The sequence below is a fragment of the Candidatus Avelusimicrobium sp. genome, from assembly GCF_051874775.1.
In the GTDB taxonomy this organism is placed as follows: domain Bacteria; phylum Elusimicrobiota; class Elusimicrobia; order Elusimicrobiales; family Elusimicrobiaceae; genus Avelusimicrobium.
The window spans coordinates 20,252-41,832 of record NZ_JBJEGE010000024.1; the positions used below are offsets into that span (position 1 = coordinate 20,252).

20 protein-coding genes are annotated in these 21,581 nt (G+C 49.1%); 17 read left to right on the plus strand and 3 right to left on the minus strand.

Going from position 1 to position 21,581, the window contains the following annotated elements:
* The first annotated feature begins 8 nt into the window (after positions 1–8).
* Genes mrdA through ACI351_RS04780 form a run of 5 tightly spaced genes read left to right on the plus strand, consistent with a single transcriptional unit; the run spans position 9 to position 7,101 of the window.
* Positions 9–1,841 carry a penicillin-binding protein 2 gene (gene mrdA, locus ACI351_RS04760; RefSeq protein ID WP_439734099.1) on the plus strand — a complete coding sequence of 611 codons (1,833 nt, stop codon included), beginning with the start codon at positions 9–11 and terminating at the stop codon, positions 1,839–1,841.
* Entirely contained in the window at positions 1,828–3,168 is a 1,341-nt protein-coding gene (locus ACI351_RS04765; protein WP_439734100.1) for an FtsW/RodA/SpoVE family cell cycle protein, read from the plus strand. The genes mrdA and ACI351_RS04765 overlap by 14 nt, the downstream gene beginning before the upstream one ends.
* A 33-nt stretch (positions 3,169–3,201) precedes the next feature.
* Positions 3,202–3,870, plus strand: a complete 669-nt coding sequence (locus ACI351_RS04770) for a DUF2344 domain-containing protein (RefSeq protein ID WP_439734101.1) — start codon at positions 3,202–3,204, stop codon at positions 3,868–3,870.
* A gap of 39 nt (positions 3,871–3,909) precedes the next feature.
* Positions 3,910–5,364 (plus strand): Rne/Rng family ribonuclease, encoded by a 1,455-nt coding sequence (locus ACI351_RS04775; protein WP_439734102.1) that lies wholly within the window; start codon positions 3,910–3,912, stop codon positions 5,362–5,364.
* A gap of 42 nt (positions 5,365–5,406) precedes the next feature.
* Positions 5,407–7,101 (plus strand): N-acetylmuramoyl-L-alanine amidase, encoded by a 1,695-nt coding sequence (locus ACI351_RS04780; protein ID WP_439734103.1) that lies wholly within the window; start codon positions 5,407–5,409, stop codon positions 7,099–7,101.
* A 75-nt stretch (positions 7,102–7,176) separates the two neighbouring features.
* Here the strand turns inward: ACI351_RS04780 and ACI351_RS04785 are convergent, their stop codons facing one another.
* Positions 7,177–7,629: a hypothetical protein gene (locus ACI351_RS04785; RefSeq protein WP_439734104.1), complete on the minus strand. Its 453-nt coding sequence runs from the start codon at positions 7,627–7,629 to the stop codon at positions 7,177–7,179.
* 197 nt (positions 7,630–7,826) lie between these two features.
* Here ACI351_RS04785 and ACI351_RS04790 point away from each other — a divergent pair, with 197 nt between their 5' ends.
* The 3 genes from ACI351_RS04790 to ACI351_RS04800 all read left to right on the plus strand — a co-directional run bounded on the left by ACI351_RS04790 (position 7,827) and on the right by ACI351_RS04800 (position 9,735).
* Complete coding sequence (locus tag ACI351_RS04790; protein ID WP_439734105.1) at positions 7,827–8,372, plus strand: chromate transporter; 546 nt, start codon at positions 7,827–7,829, stop codon at positions 8,370–8,372.
* Positions 8,369–8,893, plus strand: a complete 525-nt coding sequence (locus ACI351_RS04795) for a chromate transporter (RefSeq protein ID WP_439734106.1) — start codon at positions 8,369–8,371, stop codon at positions 8,891–8,893. The genes ACI351_RS04790 and ACI351_RS04795 overlap by 4 nt, the downstream gene beginning before the upstream one ends.
* 134 nt (positions 8,894–9,027) lie before the next feature.
* Positions 9,028–9,735 carry a hypothetical protein gene (locus ACI351_RS04800; protein WP_439734107.1) on the plus strand — a complete coding sequence of 236 codons (708 nt, stop codon included), beginning with the start codon at positions 9,028–9,030 and terminating at the stop codon, positions 9,733–9,735.
* A 138-nt stretch (positions 9,736–9,873) separates the two neighbouring features.
* Here ACI351_RS04800 and ACI351_RS04805 read toward each other — a convergent pair whose 3' ends face one another.
* Together ACI351_RS04805 and ACI351_RS04810 are read right to left on the minus strand one after the other, a co-directional pair.
* Positions 9,874–10,515, minus strand: coding sequence for a M48 family metallopeptidase (locus tag ACI351_RS04805; protein ID WP_439734108.1), 642 nt, complete (start codon positions 10,513–10,515; stop codon positions 9,874–9,876).
* Positions 10,516–10,546: 31 nt separating this feature from the next.
* On the minus strand, positions 10,547–11,065 hold the full coding sequence (locus tag ACI351_RS04810) for a type IV pilin protein (RefSeq protein WP_439734109.1): 519 nt from the start codon (positions 11,063–11,065) through the stop codon (positions 10,547–10,549).
* Positions 11,066–11,420: 355 nt separating this feature from the next.
* On the opposite strand from ACI351_RS04810, the gene gcvT reads away from it, so the two are divergent.
* From gcvT to ACI351_RS04855, 9 genes are all read left to right on the plus strand, one after another.
* Positions 11,421–12,500: a glycine cleavage system aminomethyltransferase GcvT gene (gene gcvT, locus ACI351_RS04815; RefSeq protein ID WP_439734110.1), complete on the plus strand. Its 1,080-nt coding sequence runs from the start codon at positions 11,421–11,423 to the stop codon at positions 12,498–12,500.
* 24 nt (positions 12,501–12,524) lie between these two features.
* A complete protein-coding gene (gene gcvH, locus ACI351_RS04820; protein ID WP_439734111.1) occupies positions 12,525–12,905 on the plus strand; it encodes a glycine cleavage system protein GcvH in 381 nt (126 codons plus the stop codon).
* Between the two features lie 63 nt (positions 12,906–12,968).
* Positions 12,969–14,297, plus strand: a complete 1,329-nt coding sequence (gene gcvPA, locus ACI351_RS04825) for an aminomethyl-transferring glycine dehydrogenase subunit GcvPA (protein ID WP_439734112.1) — start codon at positions 12,969–12,971, stop codon at positions 14,295–14,297.
* Between the two features lies 1 nt (position 14,298).
* Positions 14,299–15,747 carry an aminomethyl-transferring glycine dehydrogenase subunit GcvPB gene (gene gcvPB, locus ACI351_RS04830; RefSeq protein WP_439734113.1) on the plus strand — a complete coding sequence of 483 codons (1,449 nt, stop codon included), beginning with the start codon at positions 14,299–14,301 and terminating at the stop codon, positions 15,745–15,747.
* A 326-nt stretch (positions 15,748–16,073) separates the two neighbouring features.
* A complete protein-coding gene (locus ACI351_RS04835; RefSeq protein WP_439734114.1) occupies positions 16,074–16,772 on the plus strand; it encodes a lipoate--protein ligase family protein in 699 nt (232 codons plus the stop codon).
* A complete protein-coding gene (locus ACI351_RS04840; protein WP_439734115.1) occupies positions 16,772–17,455 on the plus strand; it encodes a M50 family metallopeptidase in 684 nt (227 codons plus the stop codon). Before ACI351_RS04835 ends, ACI351_RS04840 begins: the two co-directional genes overlap by 1 nt.
* A 3-nt stretch (positions 17,456–17,458) precedes the next feature.
* Positions 17,459–19,753: a DUF748 domain-containing protein gene (locus tag ACI351_RS04845; protein WP_439734116.1), complete on the plus strand. Its 2,295-nt coding sequence runs from the start codon at positions 17,459–17,461 to the stop codon at positions 19,751–19,753.
* On the plus strand, positions 19,740–20,318 hold the full coding sequence (locus tag ACI351_RS04850) for a phosphoribosyltransferase family protein (RefSeq protein ID WP_439734117.1): 579 nt from the start codon (positions 19,740–19,742) through the stop codon (positions 20,316–20,318). Before ACI351_RS04845 ends, ACI351_RS04850 begins: the two co-directional genes overlap by 14 nt.
* A 4-nt stretch (positions 20,319–20,322) precedes the next feature.
* Positions 20,323–21,495, plus strand: coding sequence for a class I SAM-dependent rRNA methyltransferase (locus ACI351_RS04855; protein ID WP_439734118.1), 1,173 nt, complete (start codon positions 20,323–20,325; stop codon positions 21,493–21,495).
* Positions 21,496–21,581 lie beyond the last annotated feature (86 nt).

The window sequence follows — 21,581 nt, forward strand, 5'->3', positions numbered from 1 at the left end:
GGTAAAAAATGGCCGTTACCAAGATTTTTTTTAACGCGCGTTTAAAAGCAATGATGGGACTAGCCGTCGCGGCCGGAGCCGTGATTGCACTTCGTTTGGTGGATATTCAGGTGCTTCGTCATAACGCATATTTGCAAATGGCGGAACGAAACCGCACGCAAGTGTTGTATCAGACAGCGCCGCGCGGCCGCGTATTTACGGCTGATGGCATAGCGGTAGCTTCTAACGAGCCGTCTTTCAGTTTGTATTATTTGGGCGGGAACCAAGATGCGGCATATCTGGAGCAGTTGGCGCACGATTTTGCCCCGCGGCTGCGTTTACCTGCCCCACAGTTGCTGGAAAAACTCCGCTTGGGTGCAAAAAGCGGGAAAGCGACGCTGCTGGCCGAAAATTTATCTACCAAAAGTACCGTTGCTCTTCAGGAACTGCAGTTGTATTATCCCGGGATTTATCTGATTGAAGAAACCAAACGCAGCTATCCGTATGGTGGTTTTGCCAGCCATTTGCTCGGTTATTTGGGCAGTATGGACGATCACACTTGGCGTACGCGCGATTTAAAAATGGGATACCGTTTAAACTCTAAATTGGGGAAGAACGGAATTGAAAAGAAGTTTGAAAAAGAACTCAAAGGCACAGACGGCGGCGTGTATCTGGAAGTGGACTACCGCGGCCGCGTAAAGAGCATTATTGAAGATAAAAAATGGGCCGCTGGAAGCGATGTTTATTTAACCCTTAATTTTGCGGTACAAAGCGCGGCCGAGGAAGGACTTAAAAAATCCAAAACGGGGCGCGGAGCGGCCGTGGCGCTTGATCCGCGTACGGGCGCTGTTCTTGCCTTGGCGAGTGCACCGTCCTTCGACCCGAATATCTTTGTGCCGTACAGCGATGCCGAAAATCCCGCCCATTCCAAGAAAATCAACGAATACAATTTGGCAGTACAGGGTATTTATCCGCCGGCTTCCACTTTTAAAATTATTACCGCGGCCGCAGCTCTTGAGGACGGACATCTAGATGTAAAACATAAAGTGAATTGCACCGGTCATTATGATTCGGGTCCGCGCGTGTTTAAATGCTGGGGAACGCACGGGCCCGTTGATTTTTTTGACGGAATGAGTAATTCCTGTGATGTTTATTATTATACCGTGGCGTCGCAGGTGGGGTCGGCAACTATTGAGCGTATTGAGCGCAAATTTATGTTTGGCCGCCAAACGGGGATTGACCTGCCAGGTGAAAAAGCGGGAAATCTCTACGGTCCCACACGACGCGCGCGTAACAAAACCTATTGGTTTATCGGGGACACGCTGAATTTGTCTATCGGGCAGGGAGAACTGCTTGTTACGCCTTTAAAAATGGCGCAGTTCGCGGCCGCCGTGGCCAGCCGTGGCAATGTGTACCGTCCGTATTATGTGGATAAAATTGTCAGCAACCAAACGGGTAAGACGCAACAGGTAGGCAAAACGGAGATTTTGCAACAAGCCGATTTAAAGCCCGAAACATACGATTTGCTTTTTAAAGCTTTAAAATATACTGTGGATAACGGTACGGCGCGCCGTGTCAAAATTAAAGGACTCGATGTTTATGGCAAAACAGGAACGGCCCAAAACCCGCACGGGCCGGACCACGGTTGGTTTATGGCATTTGCGGGCAGAGAGGGAGAGGAGCCGTCTATTGCTGTGGCCGTATTTGTGGAATTTGGCGAAGGCGGAAGCTCCGCCGCGGGACCGATTGCGCGTGCTATGCTGGAGGCTTATTTCGGCTTGGGAGCGTTTGCGCCCAAACCACGCCCAGACGAAGATTATAAAGAACTTTTACCGGAGGAGAGTGCACGTGGCGGCGTTTAAATTTGTTGCTTCATCCGGCCGCAGCCGGCTGGATTATTTATTGTTGGGGGCGATGATCGGCCTTGTGCTGTTGGGCGCACTGTGTGTAATGTCTGCCGTGAACAGTCTGTCGCTTTCCAGCAGCGTGGTGCGTACGCATTTGGTTGCACTTTTTGTGGGCGGTGCCGCATTTTTTGCAGGGTGGAGTTTTAACTACCAGATTTACGATGAGCAGTGGAAAGCCGTATACGGGTTTATTCTTCTCTTATTGGTAGGCGTTTTGTTGTTTGGATCGTACCAGCGCGGATCGCGTTCGTGGTTTGTTTTTCCGTTTTTTTCAATGCAGCCGTCCGAAATCTGTCGCGTATGTACGATTTTGGTAGCCGCCGCGTTTTTGGACCGCCGCGGACGGCGTATCCGCGACGTGTCCACCCTGTTCGGGTTAAGCTTGCTGCTTGTCCCTGTGTTCGGCCTGATTATGATGCAGCCGGACTTTTCGTCCGTGGTGGTGACGTTCCCCGCGCTGTTGGTACTTTTGTATTGCACGGGGGTAAACGTATTTTATTTGGGGTTAATCGGCCTATTTGCGGGGGTGACGGGCTTTTTTACCATTACGTGGACGTATATCTATCTTCATCCTGAGCTGGCTGATTATTGGCTTATTAAAGCGTTTTATGAACTAGCTCATAACGGGTGGTATATGGCGGGCTTTTCAGCGTTGGTTATTTTGGCGGGATACGGTGCGTGGTGGTTTTTTAAGCAGCTGCGTATTTTCTTGCCGTCGTTCTATTTTGTATTGGCAACGGTAGTAGTGCTGGCTGGGCTTTTCGGCGGGATTTTTGTAGATCATCAGATGAAATACCATCAGCGAAAACGTATTGAAACATTTCTGGCTCCTAAGTCTGACCCAAAAGGCGCTGGCTACAACGTACTTCAGGCGCAAATTGCAATGGGTGCCGGCGGGGTATTTGGCAAAGGGCTTTTTTCGGGGACGCAATCTCGTTTGGGTTTTGTGCCGGAAAGACATACGGACTTTATTTTAGCTGTTGTGGGCGAAGAACTCGGTTTGTGGGGTACGCTTTCAATACTGGGGCTGTATTTGCTGATGCTGTGGCGCATTATTGTAGTAGCGTACAGCTCAAGCGACCGGTATGGTTATCTGATATGCTCCGGCATTTTTGGAATGTTCTTTACATATATGTTGGTAAACTTTGGTATGCTTATCGGCATTGTACCGGTGGCGGGGATTCCGCTGCCGTTTATCTCCTACGGGGGATCAAATCTAGTGGCGAGTTTACTCGCCCTCGGAGTGGTGCAGTCTGTATATGCACGGCGCATCAAGGCGTAAAAAAGTATGATAAACCTTCCAAAAATTTATAAAATGCGTATAGTGTTCCGGTTCGCCAAAAAGACGGCCGGACAGCGTAATGTTTTTAACGCGGTAAGAAAGATGGTACTCGCGTCCGGTTTACCCTTTGAGCCGGCCAAAGTAAACGCAAATTGGCCGCGCCTTTCGTACGGCCCCGCTCCCGCACAGGGCCAGCGGGCGGAAAAGGAGTATCTGGACGTTTATCTGCATAAATCCGTTGTGGCGGAAGAAGTACGCCGCGCACTGTTGGCGGCAGCTCCTATAGGGCTGGAAATCACCAGTGTAGTGCGGGTGCCGTATCCGCTGCCTTCCGTGCAGAATCTGGCCGCCGCGGCCCGATACCGGATTCAGGGAGATTTCGCTTCCTTGGGAGCCGGACGGAAGTTGGAAGAATTTGTAAATGAAGCGCGGATAGATATTGTGCGCCGTGCAGAAAACGGGCTTGCGTGCATTACAGATGCAAAACCGTATATTCTGTCGGCCAAAACCGCCGCGCCGGACGAAGTGGTCCTGACGCTTCAAAGCGTGCAGAACAAATGGGTCAAGCCCGAGTGGATTGTGGCTTCTTGGCTAGGAATGGAAGTCCCTGCGGAAGAAGAAGCATTTTCGGTGGACGGCATAACCGTTACGCGGGAATGTTTGCTGTGGAAAGATTCACAAGGTTTGTTCCACCCGATTTGAGTTTTGAGGCTTTTTTAAAAGCCCAAGAGAGGATTTTATATGAGTAAGAATTTAGAAGAATTACCCAGCGTGGAAGTGCTGGTAAATACATCGTTTGAAGAAACACGTATCGCCATTTTGGAGGACAACCGCGTTAACGAACTGATTTGGCAGCGCCGCGGCGCCCTCAACATTGTAGGTAACATCTACAAAGGTACGGTGGAAAACGTACTGCCCGGTATTTCAAGCGCATTTTTGAATATTGGTTACGAAAAAAACGCCTACCTGTATATTTCCGATGTCATCGGCGGAGATAAGAAAAACATCGACAAAGTGCTTCATAAAGGGCAGGAAGTGATGGTGCAGGTAGTCAAGGACGCTATCAGCACCAAGGGAATGAAAGTGACGATGGACGTGACGCTGCCGGGCCGCTATTTAGTGCTTACGCCGCACCAGAGTTTTGTGGGCGTTTCTAAAAATATAGAAGATTCCGAGGCTCGTCATAAACTCAACGATATTATGCAGGAATTGGCCGCCAAACACTTAAACGGAATGGGGTGTATCGTCCGCACGGAAGCTGAAGAAGCCAGCAAAGACGAACTGGAACGCGAAGTAAAATACTTATACCGCCAGTGGCAATCTATTTTGAAAAAATTTGAAACGTCTCGTTCTCCGCGTCTGTTGCACGAAGATATGGACGCGGTGTTGCAGGTCGCGCGGGACGTGCTGTCTGAAAATGCAAAAGTCTATTTGCTCGATAATAAAAAAGATTATGAACGCGTGCTTGATTTCGTGGAAAAGAACTCGCCCGATTTGGCGGACCGCGTGAAACTCTACAAAGGCAAAACGCCGATTTTTGAGGCTTATAATATCGAGCCGGAAATTGATAATTTGCGTAAAACCAAACTGCCTCTTCCCAATGGCGGAAGTATTATTATTCAGGAAGCCGAATCACTTTGCGCTATTGATGTAAACACCGGTAAATTTACCGGTAATAAATCACAGGAAGAAACCGTTACGCAGACCAATATAGAAGCAGCGGGTGAAATTGCTCACCAGCTGCGTCTGCGCAACATCGGCGGGATTATTGTCATCGACTTTATTGATATGCGCAAAGCTTCCAGCCGCCACCGCGTGGTGGAGGCACTTGCCAAAGCCGTCCACGGAGACCGCGCCAAAATCCGTATTTTACCCATTACGCGTTTGGGCCTTGTGGAAATGACGCGCGAGAGAAAACGCGCCAGTACCGGTAGCTTTATCAGCGAGGAATGCCCGCAGTGCCACGGTTCCGGCCGCGTGCTTTCCACCGAGAGTATGCGTATTAAAATCCAACGCGAAATTTACGATCTTACAAACGGCCGCCCGGGTGGTAATTTGCGTGTAGTGCTTCATCCGGTATTGGCCGAGGCTATTAAACAGCGGCAGGATGACATTGAACAGAATATCCACCGCACGCTGAAAATCCAAGCCGATCCGCAGCTGGCTTGGGAAGATTACAAAATAGTTTTGGAGTAACCGTTTGCGCCCGCTTTTTATGGCGGGCGCATTCTCTCGCTTATGAAACGTGTGTGGGCGGCTGTTTTGGTTTTTGCCAGTATGCTTTTTTCCGGTGTGTTGTTTGCACAAGGAAAGGCGGAGGTTATTATCTCCGGCCGGAAAGCCGGCGTTGTGCCTGCGCTGGAGGTAAATGGCGTGATGTATGTGGATGTGCAGGCCGCCGCGCGCAAATTCGGCGCAGCGGTGGAGTTGTTTGCACAGTCCAAACAAGCCAAAATTACCGCCAAAGGTTTTTACGGTATTTTGACTGCGTCCCTGCCGGACATTATTATTAACGCCCGCGCACAGACGCTTTCTTCTCCCGTATTAGTTCACGGCGGGAAAATAATGGCTCCCACGGAGTTTTTTCTGCTTTCCTCCTTTCAAAAGGCTGTTGGTAAACGTATTTTGTTTCAAGACGGTGCGTTTTTGGTGGAGCGTCCGTTTGATTTTGCCCGTACGGAAAATCGTTTAAACAAGCAGGATACTCTTTTAGTGTTTGAAACGGAAAAGGAGATTGCATTTTCCGCCAAGCAGATTAATGCTCATACCGTTGAGGTTTCCTTTCCGTCTGCCACAGTAAAACGAGATGAATTTTTCCGCTTAAAAACGCCTTTTATTGCATCGGCGGAAATTCGCCAGTCGCGTGAAAATGCCGTGTTAAAAGTGATTTTGGGCAAAGATGCCAAAGACTGGAGTTTTACCAAAATTGACGGGCGGTTGGTCTTTCGCGCGGGCGCAAAAGCAGCCCCCGCTGTGCTTGAGGAGCCTAAACCTGTTTTATCGCCTGAACCGAAAGAAGCTTCGCGGATGCAGACGCAAGACGTGAATCCTGATCCTAATAGGGAGTCTCCCGTCAGCCAAAAACCTTCTGTTTTGACTGAGGACGACGGTTTTGTGGAAATGTTTCCCGAGCCGGGACCCGTTATCAAAGAAGCGCCCGCGCAGGATTCTAAACCCGCTGCGCCCGTAAAAACCTCGCCCGTTATCAAACAGGAACCGCACCCGTTGGCGGTCTCTCCCGCGCATAAAAAGATGCGGATTGTGGTGGACCCGGGGCACGGCGGTAAAGACCCGGGCGCCGTGCGCAGCCGTCTGCGCGAAAAAGATTGGAATCTGGCGGTGGGTAAGGAGTTGTCCATACTCTTAAAAAAAGCTGGATTTGAGGTAAAAATGACGCGCGATGACGATACGTTTATCCCGCTGTCTGACCGGTCTAAAATTTCCAATAATTTTAAAGCGGATTTGTTTATTTCTGTGCATACCAACGCGTCTAAAAACAAAAACGCGCACGGATTTCAGGTATATTTCCGCTCCGAAAAAGCTACCGACAAAGAAGCTGCCGATGTGGCCGCTATGGAAAACGAAGCGATGCAGTATGAAGAAGTCCACTACAATTTTGTGGACGCGCTCTTGCAATCCTTGGCCAAAAATGAATTTGTAAACGAAAGCTCAAAACTGGCCGGCTATGTGCGTAATGCCGTGTACAAACAACCCGGTATCGGCATTGCAGTCAACCAAAACAGCAGCGTGCGCCAAGCCAATTTCTACGTGTTAAAAGGCGTAAACAGTCCCGCCGTGTTGGTGGAAATGGGGTACATCAGCAGCCCCAAAGACCGCGCGCGGCTTTCGCAAAAAGCAGTGCAAAAGAAAATGGCACAGGGGATTTTTAACGGCGTGCGCGATTACGCCAAAAAAGAAGGCTGGATAAATTAGTATTTCGTCTGATTAAAACGGCCAAGGAATTTTGGTTCCGTGGCCGTTTTCATTTTGCCGTATTTAAAGCAAAGACTAAAGGTCGTTGGAACTATTTTCTTCTTCCGTTTCATCCTCGTATCTCGCTTGTTCCCATACTCCTTCGGGCAGAATCCAATTTTTCCGAGTACATAAGTCGTTAATTGCCTCCGTTGCAAGGATGCTGAAATCATCTTTTTTTGGCCTATGTTCTATATACATCATCCCCGTCGGTTTGCCATGAACAAGCACTTCAAGTAGTACCTTTTGCCTTTTCCCTTTTCTAAAAGTTTTAATAGTGGTTACATAAGTTTGATTGGAACATGTAAAAGTTTCTTTTTTAATTTCATATTTTGGAGATAGGGGTTTTTCTTTTGGAGATATGGCTTCTTCCAGCAAACTTGCAGGGTCTGTTTCGGGGTTTTCAATAAAAGGCTCTTTTTGGTCTTCAAAAAAGACTGCCTTTAGTTGCGGGCTTTTACAGCTATGGCATTCAGTTCCGTCGTCCATAATGTCTTTTTTGCAGCGCAAAGTGTGCCCCATAAAAGAAAAAGTTAGGTTTTCGCTGTCAGTATTTTTGGTTGCGTGCGCGCAGGGATCGCAACGTGGCCGTCCTCAATTTACGCAAAATCGCCGCAGGGCTTGGGGTGAGCGTAGGGGATTTATTTATGCAGCCTGCCAAAACGTCAAAATAGTAAAATATCCGTATGAAAACGTGTTTGTATTTATTTTGGGCGTTTGCCAAAATCGGCCTGTTTACGCTAGGAGGTGGTTACGCTATGCTGCCGCTTATCGAGCGGGAAATCGTCGACCGCGGAAAGCTGATTGGCCGCAAAGAGTTTTTGGATATGGTTGCCGTTGCGCAGGCCGCTCCCGGGGTAATGGCAATTAATTTATCCATTCTCTCCGGATACAAAGCGGGCGGTTTTTTGGGCTGTTTGTTCGCTGCTGCGGGAGCGGCTTTTCCGTCATTTATCATCATTTTGTTGATTGCCGTTTTTTTTCGCGGGTTTCAGGATAATCCTATTGTCAGGCGTGTATTTATGGGGATTCGGCCCGCCGTGGTCGCGCTGATTGCCGTGCCCGTTTTTAATTTAGCTAAAACCGCCGGTATTACGTGGAAAAGCGTATGGATTCCCGTAAGCTGTGCGCTGTTAGTGTGGTTGTTAAAGGTATCTCCTGTTTATGTGGTTTTGGCGGCGGGACTTGGCGGATTTTTGTATGGCAGCGTATACAAGCGGGGTAAAAAATGATTTATTTAAAACTATTCTTTACGTTTTTTAAGATCGGACTGTTCAACTTTGGCGGCGGGTACGCAATGATTTCTTTCATTCAAAACGAAGTAGTGTTTAAAAACGTATGGCTAACATCGGGCGAGTTTACCGATATCGTAGCCGTTAGTCAAGTTACTCCCGGGCCGATTGGAATTAATTTGGCTACATATACGGGTTATACCGCGGCGGGTAATTTTTGGGGGAGCGCGGTAGCTACCTTTGCGGTATGCCTGCCGTCTTTTCTCTTGATGCTTTTGGCCAGCCGGTATTTTTTGAAGCACCAGCACGCCCGTCCGGTAGAGGCCGTATTTGCGGGGCTGCGTCCGGCAGTGGTGGGGCTGATTGCGGCGGCCGCTCTTGTGCTGTGTAATGCGGAAAATTTTGCGGATTGGAAAAGCCTCGTTTTATGCGCAGGCGCATTTATGGCGGTTTGGAAATTTAAAACCGGCCCGATAACCGCTATTTTGTGTGCGGGAATTTTGGGATTGGTGCTGTATTAGTAGGCAAGACTAATTATATCTTAAAATAATAACTCCGTTTTTTACGACGGAGTTATTTTTTGTAAAAACAATATTGTTAGTTTAATCTAACTTTTATATAATAATTCTATCCAAGTAATATCTAAGGAGAAAAAATGAAAAAAAGTTATGTAGTTGTGGTACTGTATATGTTGTTTGTTTTTGCCGTTCCCTCTTTTGCGGAAACAACCCTCTATAACCAAGTGGAGCGGGAAGTAAGTGCAGCGCAGTTCGCGCGATCTGCGCGCGTTGATTTAACGTTTGAATATAAAAAAGATTTTTGGCTGTCCGATTATGTTCACCGGCGCCGCCCCGGGTTTCGCAATGTAATCGTTAAAACGGAAATGAAACAAAAAAAATGTGTCGGCGTTTTATTGAAGGATTTGCGCGTGGCAACGCTCTCGGAATGCGCTAAATATAAAGATTTTGAACTGGTAGAGGTACGGGTTTCTTTGTCTAACGGCCAGACGGGCAGCGGTAAGGCGGGGGCTGTATCCGTAAACGACGATATCGCTTATGTCCGCGTATCCTCTTCTTTAACAAAAGGGCTCGGCGGATTGGAGGTAACCTATATTCCCCAGGGAAACACCCTTCAGGATGTATACGGTTCGGATTTCGGAACGAAATTGCAATCCTTTTTAGCTGGCAGAGGGGTTGTGACGCGCAAAGCGCGGTTAATGGGGCACCGTCCCCAGCTTGAAAAAGGAGAACCTTTCATTTGGAAAGGCAAGGTAGTGGCCTTATTTAACAGCGTTCCCAGTCATTTGCCTGTTTCTTTGTTCGGTCAGATTTCGGAAGATTATTTATCCGTATTCCGTGCGTAACTTTAGCAGTAACTCTGCCACTTTAGAGCCAAAGGTGCGCAGAGAGCAGTCTCCTATACGAAAACGAACCGCCGGAAATTCTTACCGGCGGTTTTTTGCTGTTGCAGGGGATTTTGTTGATAAGAGAGATAAATATACTTAGACGGCTTCTTCCTGCGGTTCTTCCTTATACGTCAGTTCCACTTCGGCGAATACAGAGCCTTTGTTTTCGTTGAGCCATCGGCGGTGGTGTTTATAGTCGGGGCAGAATTGCGCCACCAACGCCCAGTATTCCTGCCCGTGGTTCATATGCACCAAATGGCAGAGTTCGTGCACCATCAAATAATCCTGTACGGCTGGCGGCATTTTGACGATACGGTACGAATAATTGATGTTCTTCTTGCCCGAGCAGCTGGCCCAACAGGTGCGTTGGTCCTTGATAACGATGTTGTTAAATGCCACGCCGATTTTGTCCGCCCATTCTTTCGTTTTGGCTTTCAGCGTTTCGTTAGCTTTGTTCCTCAGCCACGCGGTAACGAGCGCGGACGGATCGGACTTTTTTTCTTTTAAATAAATATGGAAAACGGCGCCGTCAAATGCCACGCCTTCTTCCTGGTCCGGCGTAAGATACATACGGGCTTCTTTCAGGTCTCCGTTATAGAGCACCTTGTTTTCGCCCGCAGAGGGGGTTCCCTCCGTTCCGGTCTGCGCCTCCGCGCCGCCGAACACTTCGGGAAGTTCTTTTTTTAACCGCTCGATAAAAAGTTTTACGTCGCTTACGACGCTCTGCGTATCTGCCATAATTATATTATAGCAATTCCCGCACAGCGGGCTAGGGCAGTTCGTACAGGTTACAGGCGGTTGAATAAGTGGCGGTGAACAGGGTAGTAGTGTAAGCGGTTCCGCCCATACTTTTACATACTTTGTTTGCGGTCGGGCTGTCCGTGCGTGCGGCACAATAGCTTTTGCCCGGTTTGGCGGAATTATCCAAATACATCCCGTAGCTGATTAGAATTCCGTTTGAATCCCGAACGTATCCCATAACGTCGTTACCGCGGTCAATAGCGGTAATCGTATCATAACCCGTTTTACCGTCTGCGTAATGCCCGGCCCCAACTTTTTGGAACCCGGTTAAATCAAACGTTAGTTCGTCAAACGTATCGTTTAAATATACGCCGTTGGCCATAAAATACTCTTCTTGTGCGTTTTTTAGTGCGCGCACGTTGGGGATTACCCCCGCCAAACGGCTTTTGAGCACTGCCACTTGGTACTGCGGCAGCGCGGCGGCGGCCAAAATCCCGATAATTAATACGACTACCAATAATGCAATCAGCGTAAATCCCTGCTTCATTTTTTTGCTCCTATAGTTGCCCGAGCCCGAATTTGCGCATAAAAAACGGCCGCAAACCCGGGCTAAGCAGAGTAACGCCCGAATAAACAGCCGTAGTTTACCGCCAAAAGGCGATAAACGTTCGGCGCAAAAGAAACGGGTAATTAGGCCGTTTCTCTTGCGCCTCAAACAAGTGTTTTTGAACTCTGCTTATGCGGCGGTAAATCCGCCGCGATTTCAAAAACAGCTTAAATGGTGGACGGGCCTTGCGCGGTCCAAAAAAATTCTCCCTAAAATAATCTACTGTCGGTTTAGCATTTTCCCGCTTTTTCCGGCTATTATTTTATACAATAAACGTATACTTTTTGGAGGGGTTATGACCCACAGCGAACTAAAAAAAACGCCGCTTGCTTCCCGTTGCGAGAGTGCCGGCGGGAAAATGGTGGACTTTCACGGTTGGCTTTTGCCCGTGCAGTTTGACGGCATTATCGCCGAACACAAAGCCGTGCGCGAGGCCGCCGGAATGTTTGACGTTTCCCATATGGGGCAGATTTTTGTGGAAGGCAAAGACGCGTGGCCTTTTTTGCAGTACATCAACTGCAACAACATTAAGAATGCGCCCGCGGCCGGAACGTATTCCCATATTTTAACGGAAAAGGGAACGATTATTGATGACGCCATTTCCTTCTGCCTGACGCCGGAAAAATTCCTGGTGGTCGTCAACGCCGCTTGCATCAGCGAAGATTTTGCGTGGTTCCAAAAACAGGCCGCCAATTTTAACGTGTCCGTTCGCAACGAAAGCGCGGACTGGGGCATGATTGCCGTGCAGGGGCCGCAAGCCTTGGAAAAAGTTTCTAACCTAATTTCGGACGTGCGGGATTTGCCGCGCTTCCATATAAAAGAGATAGAGCTGTTCGGCGCGAAAGGGTACGTTACCCGCACGGGATATACAGGGGAAGACGGCGTGGAGATTATGCTTCCGGCCGCGTATATCGGGAATCTGTGGGACGCACTTTTAAATTTAGGCGTAAAGCCTTGCGGTCTCGGCGCGCGCGACGTACTGCGCTTAGAAGCGGGGTATCTTTTAAACGGCGCGGACGCGGACCAAACGCGTACGCCGTATGAGGCTAATTGCGGGTGGGTGGTAAAACTCGCCAAAGAAAATTTTGTAGGAAAAAACGCGCTTTCGGCGCAGAAAGCACAGGGATTGAAAGAAAAATTAACTGCCTTTGTGTTAAAAATGTCAGGCGTGCCGCGCGCGGGATGTAAGGTCTATTCCGGTGCGGAAGAAATCGGGGTACTGACCAGCGGAACATATTCGCCTTTGTTTAAAGGAATTGCCGTGGGCTATACGCGGGCGGATGTGGCCGTTGGGAGCGAAGTGGAAATTGAAATACACGGCAAAAGGGTCAAGGCCGAAGTGCTCAAAACGCCCTTTTACAAAAACCGCGTATAATTAAAATTTAAGGAGAATAAAACTATGCATACCGAAGAAAACAGCCGTTTTGCCAAAACTCACGAATGGGCCCATACGGAAGGCGACATCGCCACTGTGGGCATCAGCAACCACGCGCAGGAAGAAATCAGCGACATCGTGTTTGTGGATCTTCCCAAAGTCGGACAACAGGTAACTGCGGGCCAGAACTGCTGTGTGATTGAATCCGTCAAATCCGCGTCCGAAATTTATGCGCCCGTCAGCGGCGAAATCGTGGAAGTAAACGAAGCCTTAAATGCGGACCCTGCTCTTGTGAACCGCGAACCGCACGGCAACGGCTGGCTGTTTAAAATCAAAATGACGGCTCCCGCCGAGTACGAAAACCTGCTCGATCTGTCCGCTTACAAAGCCACCATTCAAAAATAGTGTGTTTGATTCGTCCCCCGCTTGCGGGCGGGGGATTTTCTTTTACGATGAGGATTTTTTACTATGTTTACCCCTAATACTCTTGAGGACCAACAAGAAATGCTTGCAGCGGCCGGTGTTTCATCGGTGCGGGAACTGCTTTCCCAAATCCCGCAGAACCTTTTATACCCCGCTTTAGATTTGCCCAAAGCTTTGACGGAACAAGAACTTTCCTCCCATCTGCACCAGCTGGCGGCCAAAAATAAACCGCTCAAAAATTTTATCGGCGCGGGAATGTACGAACATTTTATTCCGTCGGCGGTAAACGCGTTATCGTCGCGCGGGGAATTTTTAACCGCTTATACGCCCTACCAGGCTGAAGCCAGCCAGGGCACCCTGCAAACGATTTACGAATTTCAGAGCTGTATCTGCGCGCTGTTTGATATGGACGTGGCTACCGCCTCCCATTACGACGGCGCCACCGCTCTCGCCGAATCTGTTTTGGCCTGCATGCGCGTCAACGGCCGCAAAGAAGTGTTAATCCCTGCCGCGCTTCACCCGCATTATAAAGAAGTGTTAAAAACATATCTACGCCATTTTGAAGGCGTACAGCTGTGTGAAATTCCTTTCGGCGCGGACGGCGCGCTTGATATGAACGCGTTCAAAGAAAAACTGTCGGACAAAACGTCTTGCTTTGTCCTTGCAAACCCGAACTTTTTCGGATCGCTAGAGGACGCGCAGGCTGTTTCCGCACTCGTGCACGGCGCGGGCGCGCTGCTTGTTGCGCTTGTGAATCCGATTTCATTAAGCGTGGTACAGACAGCCGGATCGTACGGTGCGGATTTTGCCGTGGCCGAAGGCCAGCCGTTGGGAAACGCCGTTAATTTCGGCGGCCCGGGGCTTGGGATTATGACGGCCAAAAAGGCGTATATGCGTCAGCTGCCGGGACGCATTGTGGGGATCGCCAAAGATCACGACGGCAAACGCGCATTCGTATTGACGCTTCAGGCGCGCGAACAGCATATTCGCCGCGAAAAAGCGTCGTCCAACATTTGTTCCAACGAAGCGTTGTGCGCGCTGAACGCCGTTATTTATTTGACGCTCCTCGGCCCCAAAGGCCTTAAAGAAGCCGCTCTCTTAAATTTGGAACGCGCACATCAACTGGCGGAATTAATCGCCGCCGTGCCCGGGTTTAAAGTGAAATTTACGGCTCCTTTCTTTAATGAATTTGTTGTCGAATGTCCGGTTCCGGCGCAGACGGTTGTAGATAAATTGGCGCAAAAAGGAATCGGCGCGGGCTACGCGCTCGGCAAAGATTTTAAAGGAATGGAAAACTGCCTTTTGGTTTGCGCCACGGAAACCAAAACTCCGGAAGATTTAAAGGCGTATGCGGACGCGTTGAGGGGGATTTAATATGGAAGAAATTTTGAAAAACAGTGAGTTATCTATTGAAAAATCCCGCGCGGGCCGCCGTGGCGTGCAATTTGTAAAAACGCAGAAAAAGGCGGAAGATTATCTGCCCGCGTCTTATTTGCGTGCGTACGAGCCGCGTCTGCCGGAGATGAGCGAGTTTGACACGGTGCGCCATTTTACGCGTTTGTCGAGGCTAAATTACTGCTTGGACGCGCAGTTTTATCCGCTCGGCTCCTGCACGATGAAATACAACCCCAAAGCGTACGATACCCTGTCTGCCTTGGAACCGTTTTGCGCCGCTCATCCGTTTGCGCCCGAAGAAGCCGTGCAGGGTACGCTTCAGGCCGTGTACGAAATGCAGGAACTGCTTAAAAAAGTGACGGGTCTTGCCGCGTTTACGCTTCAGCCCGCCGCGGGCGCGCACGGGGAGCTGACGGGTATTTTAACCGTCCGCGCGTATCACGACGCGCATAAAGATTTCGCCCGCAGCGAAGTCATCGTGCCCGACACGGCGCACGGCACCAATCCGGCCACGGCCAATATGGCGGGTTACACGGTGGTGAACATTAAATCGGCTGCCGACGGCTGTGTAGACAAAGAGGCACTCCGGAAGGCCCTGTCTGAACGCACCGCTGCCGTTATGCTGACGGTTCCCAATACGGTGGGACTTTTTGAAAAGGACATCTGCGAAATTGCCGATATGGTTCACAAGGCGGGAGCTCTGTTGTATATGGACGGAGCCAATTTTAATGCACTCATTGGTCTTGCCAAGCCGGCGGACTTTGGAGTAGACGTTATGCATCTTAACCTGCATAAAACGTTTGCTGCTCCGCACGGCGGCGGCGGACCGGGGTCCGGCCCTGTGGGAGCGGCCGCGCACGTAGCGCCGTTCCTGCCCAAACCAATGGTGGAATTCAAAGACGGCAAGTATACGCTTTTGGGTTCTAACCTGCAAAGTTTAGGTAAAATGAAAGCGTTTTATGGCAATATCGCCGTTGTACTGCGCGGGTATTGTTATTTGCGCCAGTTTGATGGCGAAACGCTAAAACGCATTGCCGAAAACGCGGTGCTTAATGCCAACTATGTCCGTGCGCGTTTGAAAGGTAAGTTTAATGCGTTTTTCGATCGTGTGTGTATGCACGAATGTGTGCTTTCCATTAAACCGGCCGAGATGAACGGTGTGCATACGACAGATGTGGCCAAGCGGCTTTTGGACTACGGTTTTTACGCGCCGACCATTTACTTCCCGCTTATCGTACCGGAAGCGATGATGGTGGAGCCGACCGAAACCGAAAGCAAGGATATGCTTGACGCGTTTGTAACCGCGCTGGAAAAAATTTACGACGAAATCCAGACGGAGCCGGAGAAGGTAAAGGGTGCGCCTCATACGCAATGCGTGGGGAGGATTGATGAGGTTTCAGCCGCCCGACAGCCGAATTTGAGGTGGTAAGATTAACGGCGTTTTTGCGTAAGCCGTGAATTTTAACGGGCGGCTATTTCCCAAATTCACGCTGCATTTGCATTGCTTGTTACCCGAGCTCCGTTAGGTACACCAAGCGGTAAGGGAACGCAAAGTTAGCCGAATTTAGGAAATCAGCAATGTAGCGCAACGTTAATAGGGAAAGTACCCTGCCGCGTAGATTCCCATAATAAGATTTTGATGCGGATATTTTTAAGTCTCTGTGGTCGGTTTATGAAATGTCCGGCTAAGCCGCTCAAAATTTTTTATAGACGGGTATAAAGCGGCCGTATTGGACCAGAATTTTTGTTAAAAATATGAATCTGCTTGTTTCTACTCCGCCTTTAAACGTGTTTGAACAGATGGCATTTGACGAACAAACGGTTCATCTCCGTCCGTCTGCCGTTACCCTGCGGTTTTACCGTTGGACGGACAGTCCTGCTGTTACGTTTGGTTATGCCCAATTTTTAAGCGAAGTGGATTGTGCTCTTTCGACGCAGCGTTTTGCCGGTCCGCGCGTGCGCCGCCCGACGGGAGGAGGCATAGTATTTCACGCAGACGATTTAACTTTTTCCCTCGTGTTCCCATATAAGGATCGTCCGGCGGAAATTTACCGCAGTTTGCACAGGTGCATTTTGGCGCAGTTGGAGCGGGCGGGGCAAACCGTCCGCGCATTTGATAAAACGCTTCCCGCTGTCGCATATGCGCCCAGTATTAATCATTCCGCCAATGCGTGTTTTATAAATCCCGTAGAGAACGATTTGATCGCTGCGGACGGACATAAAATTTTGGGTGGTGCTTTGCGCCGTTTCGGAGAATGGGTGTTGTATCAAGGTTCTTTGCAGCTGCCGTGTGCGCGGACAAATCCGCTCTACAGAAGGGCCGTTACGGAAGCGGTGCGTACCTTTTTTGCTGCGGATTTCCGGCCGTGCGGGGCAGACGCAAGTTGGCTGGAAAGTGCGCGCCGCTTAGCGCAAACACAATATAATACCGCGGCTTGGATAGGAAAATTTTGATGAAACCGGTTAAACTGTTATGTGCGTGTTTATTGCTCCCCACGGCGTTTTTTGCGCTCACTGAAACGGGTCTTATTTTGCTGGCTGCGCTTGGGCATTTAAATACGGCGGTAAGTTTTGTGGCAGGTGCGCTTGTTTATATGGGGATTCATTACGGGTATTATAATTTTTCCCGTCCGTATGTTTTTATGCACGAAATGACGCACGCTGTGGCGGCACTGTTGTGCGGATGTCGCATTAAAGATGTTTCGGTGCGGGAGGACAGCGGATACGTAAAAATGGACCGCTGTAATGCGTTTGTCGTGCTTGCGCCATATTTTATTCCCGGATATGTGATTTTAACGGTGTCGGCTTATGTTATCGGGGATTTATTTGCAGATTTGACGCCGTACCGGCAAGTATTTTTGTTTTTGGTCGGTTTTTTTACCACATTTCATTTTGTGCAGACATTTAAAACACTTTTTGAAGCGGACCAGCCCGATTTAAAACTGGCCGGCGGAAAACTGTTTTCCGTTGTTATGATTGTGCTTTGCAATTTAATGGTATTGGCCCTTTTGGTAAAAGGGTTGTTTCCGGAAACAGTATCGCTCTCCCGCGCGGTCGAGCGCGTATTTTGGGGAACCGTCAACGTGTGGCGAATTTTAGTAAACTATATAATAGACCACATAGTAAACGCAGGATAAGTTATGGTTAAAAAGAAAAAACGAACCTTCTTTTGGTGGGTGCGGCGGTTTATCAAATCGTGCTTTTTTTTAACGCTGCGTACATCGCTGTTTACTGTTATGCTGCTGCTGCTTATTGCTTCGGCCGTGTGGCTGGTGTTTCTGAAAACATTTAATGCGCAGCATATCAGCGAGCTGATTACAGACGAGCTGCAGAAAAGGTTGGACCGTCCCGTTGCCATTTCCTCTTTAGACCTTAAATTCATCAATACTGTGGAACTGAAAGGATTTACTGTGCTGGATACCGAAGGAATGGCCGGCCAAGCACTTTTGTCGGCTGATTCGGTAACCCTGCGTTTTGAACTGCTTCCTTTATTGGAACAACAACTGGTAATTGACGAAGTGTCTCTGCACGCTCCGCGTTTTAGCATTGTGCGCGGCGTGAACGGCGAATACAATATCCCGCGGGTTAAACCGTCCAAAGAACGGTCCGTTTATATCAGCGAAGCAACGGGGAAAACCTTTACCGTAAGCGTGGAGGACTGGACGGTAAAAGACGGAGTCATTAGCTATAAGGATCTTGCTTCCGGTGTTACGCACGCCGTGTATAAGCTTAATTTGCACTTTGAACGGCTCCGGTTTGACGAGCTCTCCCGTTTTACGGCCGATATGGTGTTGCGTAATAAGTGGGGGGATAACATCTCCGATATGGAAATTAAAGGTTCTGGTCACGTAAATTTTGCGGGATTTAACTGGAACGATTTTGCCATACGCAGCCTGCGCGCGCAAGTATTCCTGTTCCGCAAGCCGCTTTCCGTACTGCTTGATTTGGATAACTTGCGTACGCCTTATTTCAATGCGCGTGTTTCCGTGCCGGCTTTTGAATCGAAAGATTTGTCCTTGTTTCAAACGGCTGGAGTGGATTTTGCTGTTCCCAAAGCCGAAGTGACAGCCAAAGGAATGCTTGATAAAAATTACCGTTTGGTGCGCATTAATCAAGCGGGAGTAGCGGCGGCCGACGTAAAACTGGACGCGCGCGGTACGCTAGATTTTTCGTCTCCCGCGTATACGGCGGATTTGAATGTTTCTTCCAATTATTTTAGTTTGGCGGGGAAAAACCGTTATTATGCACCTATCGGCAAATATAAGCTGACGGGACAGGCCTCTGTTTCCGGCCGTATAACGCGCGCGGACGGAAAGTATGCACTGCCGCTGTTTACCGCGCAGGTAAAAGACGCTTCGGGCGATTTATACGGTTTTAAGGCAGAAAACATAACGGGCGAATTCCAAGCTAAAAAAGATTTTTCCGATTTATACGCAGCTACTACCGCCGGAAAGGTGACAGTGTCAAAATCCGTATTTGACAAGTTAAACTTAAACGCCAGCTGGCGCAAAGGTAACTTATATGCGTATATTGCGTCTACAGATTTGAACGGAATTCCGTTTAAAATGAGTTTGTCCGTAAATAATTTAAAAAGCCCGCGCCGCCATATTCGTACATCCGTTTATCTCAAACACTTGGACCCGATGGCCTTTATCGGGGTAGTCCGCGATTTTGTGGATGTTATTGTTCCGCTTATTCCGCGCGGCGTGAAGTTTAAAGCTCCCGTAGAAGGAGATTTGGCTTGGCTGCGCAATTTTAGGGATCGGCTGCCTGCGTTTATGCCCAATTTAGCGGGAACTTTGTCGGCTGATACATTTTCCAGTCAGGTGCTTTCGGGAAACCGTTTCAGCGCGGAGTTTGATTTTACGGGCATGCGTGCCGGAATGAAACAGCTGACAGGTACACTGGAGGCACGCTTGGAAGGGGGTGTTATTCACCAGATGGAAAAACTGGCCGAAGAACAGCGTGCACTTAACGTAACTTTCCAACCGTTTATCATTATGCACCGTATGGAACGGGCGGGCAGCTTTAAGGTGGGCCAAGTGCTTAAAGACGTTTCGTTTACCGAAATGGCCGTCTCCGGACATTTTGCCAGCGGGCGGATGCAGATAAATAACGCGTATGTTGTAGGGCCGACTATTTCAGCTGTAGTGAGCGGTTGGACCGATTGGGTAAACGAAAATTTTGATATCATAATAGGGACGATGTTTTCCAATACGTCGCGCTCCGGTGCGCTGGCGGAGAACTTGACGGATGAGTCCGGTAATCCTGCGCTGTCGTTTCGGGTGTCGTCATCGATGTTAAAACCCAAATTGGAAATGCTGCGCGCCAAGAAAACGGGCGAAACCATACGCGCCGCTCAAACAAAAGGACTGCAAACGGATTTTAAGACGGGACAGGAATTTATTCAAGGAGATTTCAATGCCAAGAAATAATATGGACGTGCTGTGCCTCCTGCAAGAACACGGGGCAATTTTAGAAGGACATTTTGTAATGCCCTCCGGCTTTCACAGCCAGACGTACATTCAGACCACGCTTTTGATGCAGCACCCCAATTTGGCCCAAAAAATTGCGGGTGCGCTGTCAGAAAAATTTTCTAAACCGGCCGATGTGGTAATGGCGCTTACGCCTTCGGATTCCATTTTGGCGCAGGAAGTGGCCCGCGTACGCGGCATACGTGCGATTTTTGCTTCTAAAGACGATAACGGCCAGATGATTTTAAAACACAGTTTTAACATTAAAGAAGGAGAAAACGTGTTGATTGTGGACGATGTAGCCGTTTCCGGCCGCAAAATCAATAAAGCCATCGAACTGGTAAGCAAGTTGGGCGGAAACGTCATCGGCGTGGGCGTGATTGTGGACCGCTCTATGGGATATCTGCCCTTAACCGTGCCGCTTCGCGCACTGTTGTCGTATCCGATGCAAACTTTTACCGCCAAAGAATGTCCTCTTTGTGCGGCCAACATTCCATTTACGGAAGTAGAAGGATTGAACAAATAAATTTATGACGGAAATTAAATTAAAAGCAAAAGAAGAAAGACGTTTACAGGCGGGGCACTGGTGGGTGTTTTCCAACGAAATTGACGGACTTGATACCTCCATTGAACCCGGAACCTTGGTGCGCGTGGTAAACCACGAGGGTAAACAAGTGGGAATTGGTTGTTTTAATCCGCACAGTTTAATTGCGGTGCGCTTGATTTTAAAGGGCGAAGGTGCACTTTCGGACAATTTCGTGTTTGAACACTTGGACGAAGCTTATACTCGCCGCAAAGAAGTCGGCGTGCGCAAATACGGGCGTATGTGCTACGGCGAAGCCGATCATTTGCCCGGCCTTGTAATTGACCGATACGGCGATGTGTTGGTGATCGATGTGCTGACTGCGGGTATGGAAAAATTAAAACCCGAAATTACCAAAGCCGTCCAGAAAATCTTTAAGCCCAAAGGAATTTATTACAAAAATGACAGCGCATTCCGTGCGCTGGAAGGCTTAACCAGCACGCCCGAAATCATCGGTGACGTGCCGGAAGAAGTGGAAATTGAAGAAAACGGCGTGAAATATCTGGTTCCTTTGCGCGGCGGGCAGAAAACCGGCTTCTATTTTGATCAACGCGAAAACCGCGAATTTTTAAAACCCTACTTTAAAGAAAAACTGGTGCTCGATTTGTATTCGTACATTGGTTCTTTCGGCCTGACCGCCGCACTGGCGGGGGCAAGTCAAGTGTGGGGATGCGATTCTTCCGCCGCTGCCGTGGAATACGCCAAGAAAAACGCGGAGCTTAACGGGGTGTCCGATATCGCAGTCTTTCACCGAGATGACGCGGAGCGCTTGCTTTCCGCTATGAAAAAAGGCGAACTGCCCGACCAGCCTGATATCGTCCTTTTGGATCCGCCCGCTTTCGTAAAAAGCCGCAAAGCTCTTCCTCAGGCCGTGGGACTTTACGTAAAGCTTGTCAAAATGGCGTTGGAAGGATTGAAATCCGGCGGTTATTTGGCGTTTTCCACCTGTTCGCATCACGTGTCTCGTGAACTGTTTATGGACATTATCCGCCAAGGGGCCAGCAAGGCGGGCCGCGAGGCCGTGCTGGTAGAACTGCGCGGGCAGGCCAAAGACCATCCCGTTTTGATTGGGATGCCGGAGACGGAGTATCTTCACTTTGCCCTGGTGCAGGTGAGATAGGAGGAAAAGTACCCCGCATTTGCGGAAAATATAACTGATTTATCTGTTTTTGGAACCATATACGGATATGGTGTTACCGCTAAGGC

Excerpts from the sequence above, each read along its gene's own strand:
- gcvPB (WP_439734113.1), top strand. The coding sequence starts at position 14,299 with ATGGAAGAAATTTTGAAAAACAGTGAGTTATCTATTGAAAAATCCCGC.
- ACI351_RS04810 (WP_439734109.1), bottom strand. The coding sequence starts at position 11,065 with ATGAAGCAGGGATTTACGCTGATTGCATTATTGGTAGTCGTATTAATT.
- ACI351_RS04840 (WP_439734115.1), top strand. The coding sequence starts at position 16,772 with ATGAAACCGGTTAAACTGTTATGTGCGTGTTTATTGCTCCCCACGGCG.
- ACI351_RS04850 (WP_439734117.1), top strand. The coding sequence starts at position 19,740 with ATGCCAAGAAATAATATGGACGTGCTGTGCCTCCTGCAAGAACACGGG.
- ACI351_RS04790 (WP_439734105.1), top strand. The coding sequence starts at position 7,827 with ATGAAAACGTGTTTGTATTTATTTTGGGCGTTTGCCAAAATCGGCCTG.
- gcvT (WP_439734110.1), top strand. The coding sequence starts at position 11,421 with ATGACCCACAGCGAACTAAAAAAAACGCCGCTTGCTTCCCGTTGCGAG.
- ACI351_RS04795 (WP_439734106.1), top strand. The coding sequence starts at position 8,369 with ATGATTTATTTAAAACTATTCTTTACGTTTTTTAAGATCGGACTGTTC.
- ACI351_RS04785 (WP_439734104.1), bottom strand. The coding sequence starts at position 7,629 with ATGGACGACGGAACTGAATGCCATAGCTGTAAAAGCCCGCAACTAAAG.
- ACI351_RS04800 (WP_439734107.1), top strand. The coding sequence starts at position 9,028 with ATGAAAAAAAGTTATGTAGTTGTGGTACTGTATATGTTGTTTGTTTTT.
- ACI351_RS04845 (WP_439734116.1), top strand. The coding sequence starts at position 17,459 with ATGGTTAAAAAGAAAAAACGAACCTTCTTTTGGTGGGTGCGGCGGTTT.
- ACI351_RS04780 (WP_439734103.1), top strand. The coding sequence starts at position 5,407 with ATGAAACGTGTGTGGGCGGCTGTTTTGGTTTTTGCCAGTATGCTTTTT.
- gcvH (WP_439734111.1), top strand. The coding sequence starts at position 12,525 with ATGCATACCGAAGAAAACAGCCGTTTTGCCAAAACTCACGAATGGGCC.
- ACI351_RS04855 (WP_439734118.1), top strand. The coding sequence starts at position 20,323 with ATGACGGAAATTAAATTAAAAGCAAAAGAAGAAAGACGTTTACAGGCG.
- ACI351_RS04835 (WP_439734114.1), top strand. The coding sequence starts at position 16,074 with ATGAATCTGCTTGTTTCTACTCCGCCTTTAAACGTGTTTGAACAGATG.
- gcvPA (WP_439734112.1), top strand. The coding sequence starts at position 12,969 with ATGTTTACCCCTAATACTCTTGAGGACCAACAAGAAATGCTTGCAGCG.
- ACI351_RS04775 (WP_439734102.1), top strand. The coding sequence starts at position 3,910 with ATGAGTAAGAATTTAGAAGAATTACCCAGCGTGGAAGTGCTGGTAAAT.
- ACI351_RS04770 (WP_439734101.1), top strand. The coding sequence starts at position 3,202 with ATGCGTATAGTGTTCCGGTTCGCCAAAAAGACGGCCGGACAGCGTAAT.
- mrdA (WP_439734099.1), top strand. The coding sequence starts at position 9 with ATGGCCGTTACCAAGATTTTTTTTAACGCGCGTTTAAAAGCAATGATG.
- ACI351_RS04805 (WP_439734108.1), bottom strand. The coding sequence starts at position 10,515 with ATGGCAGATACGCAGAGCGTCGTAAGCGACGTAAAACTTTTTATCGAG.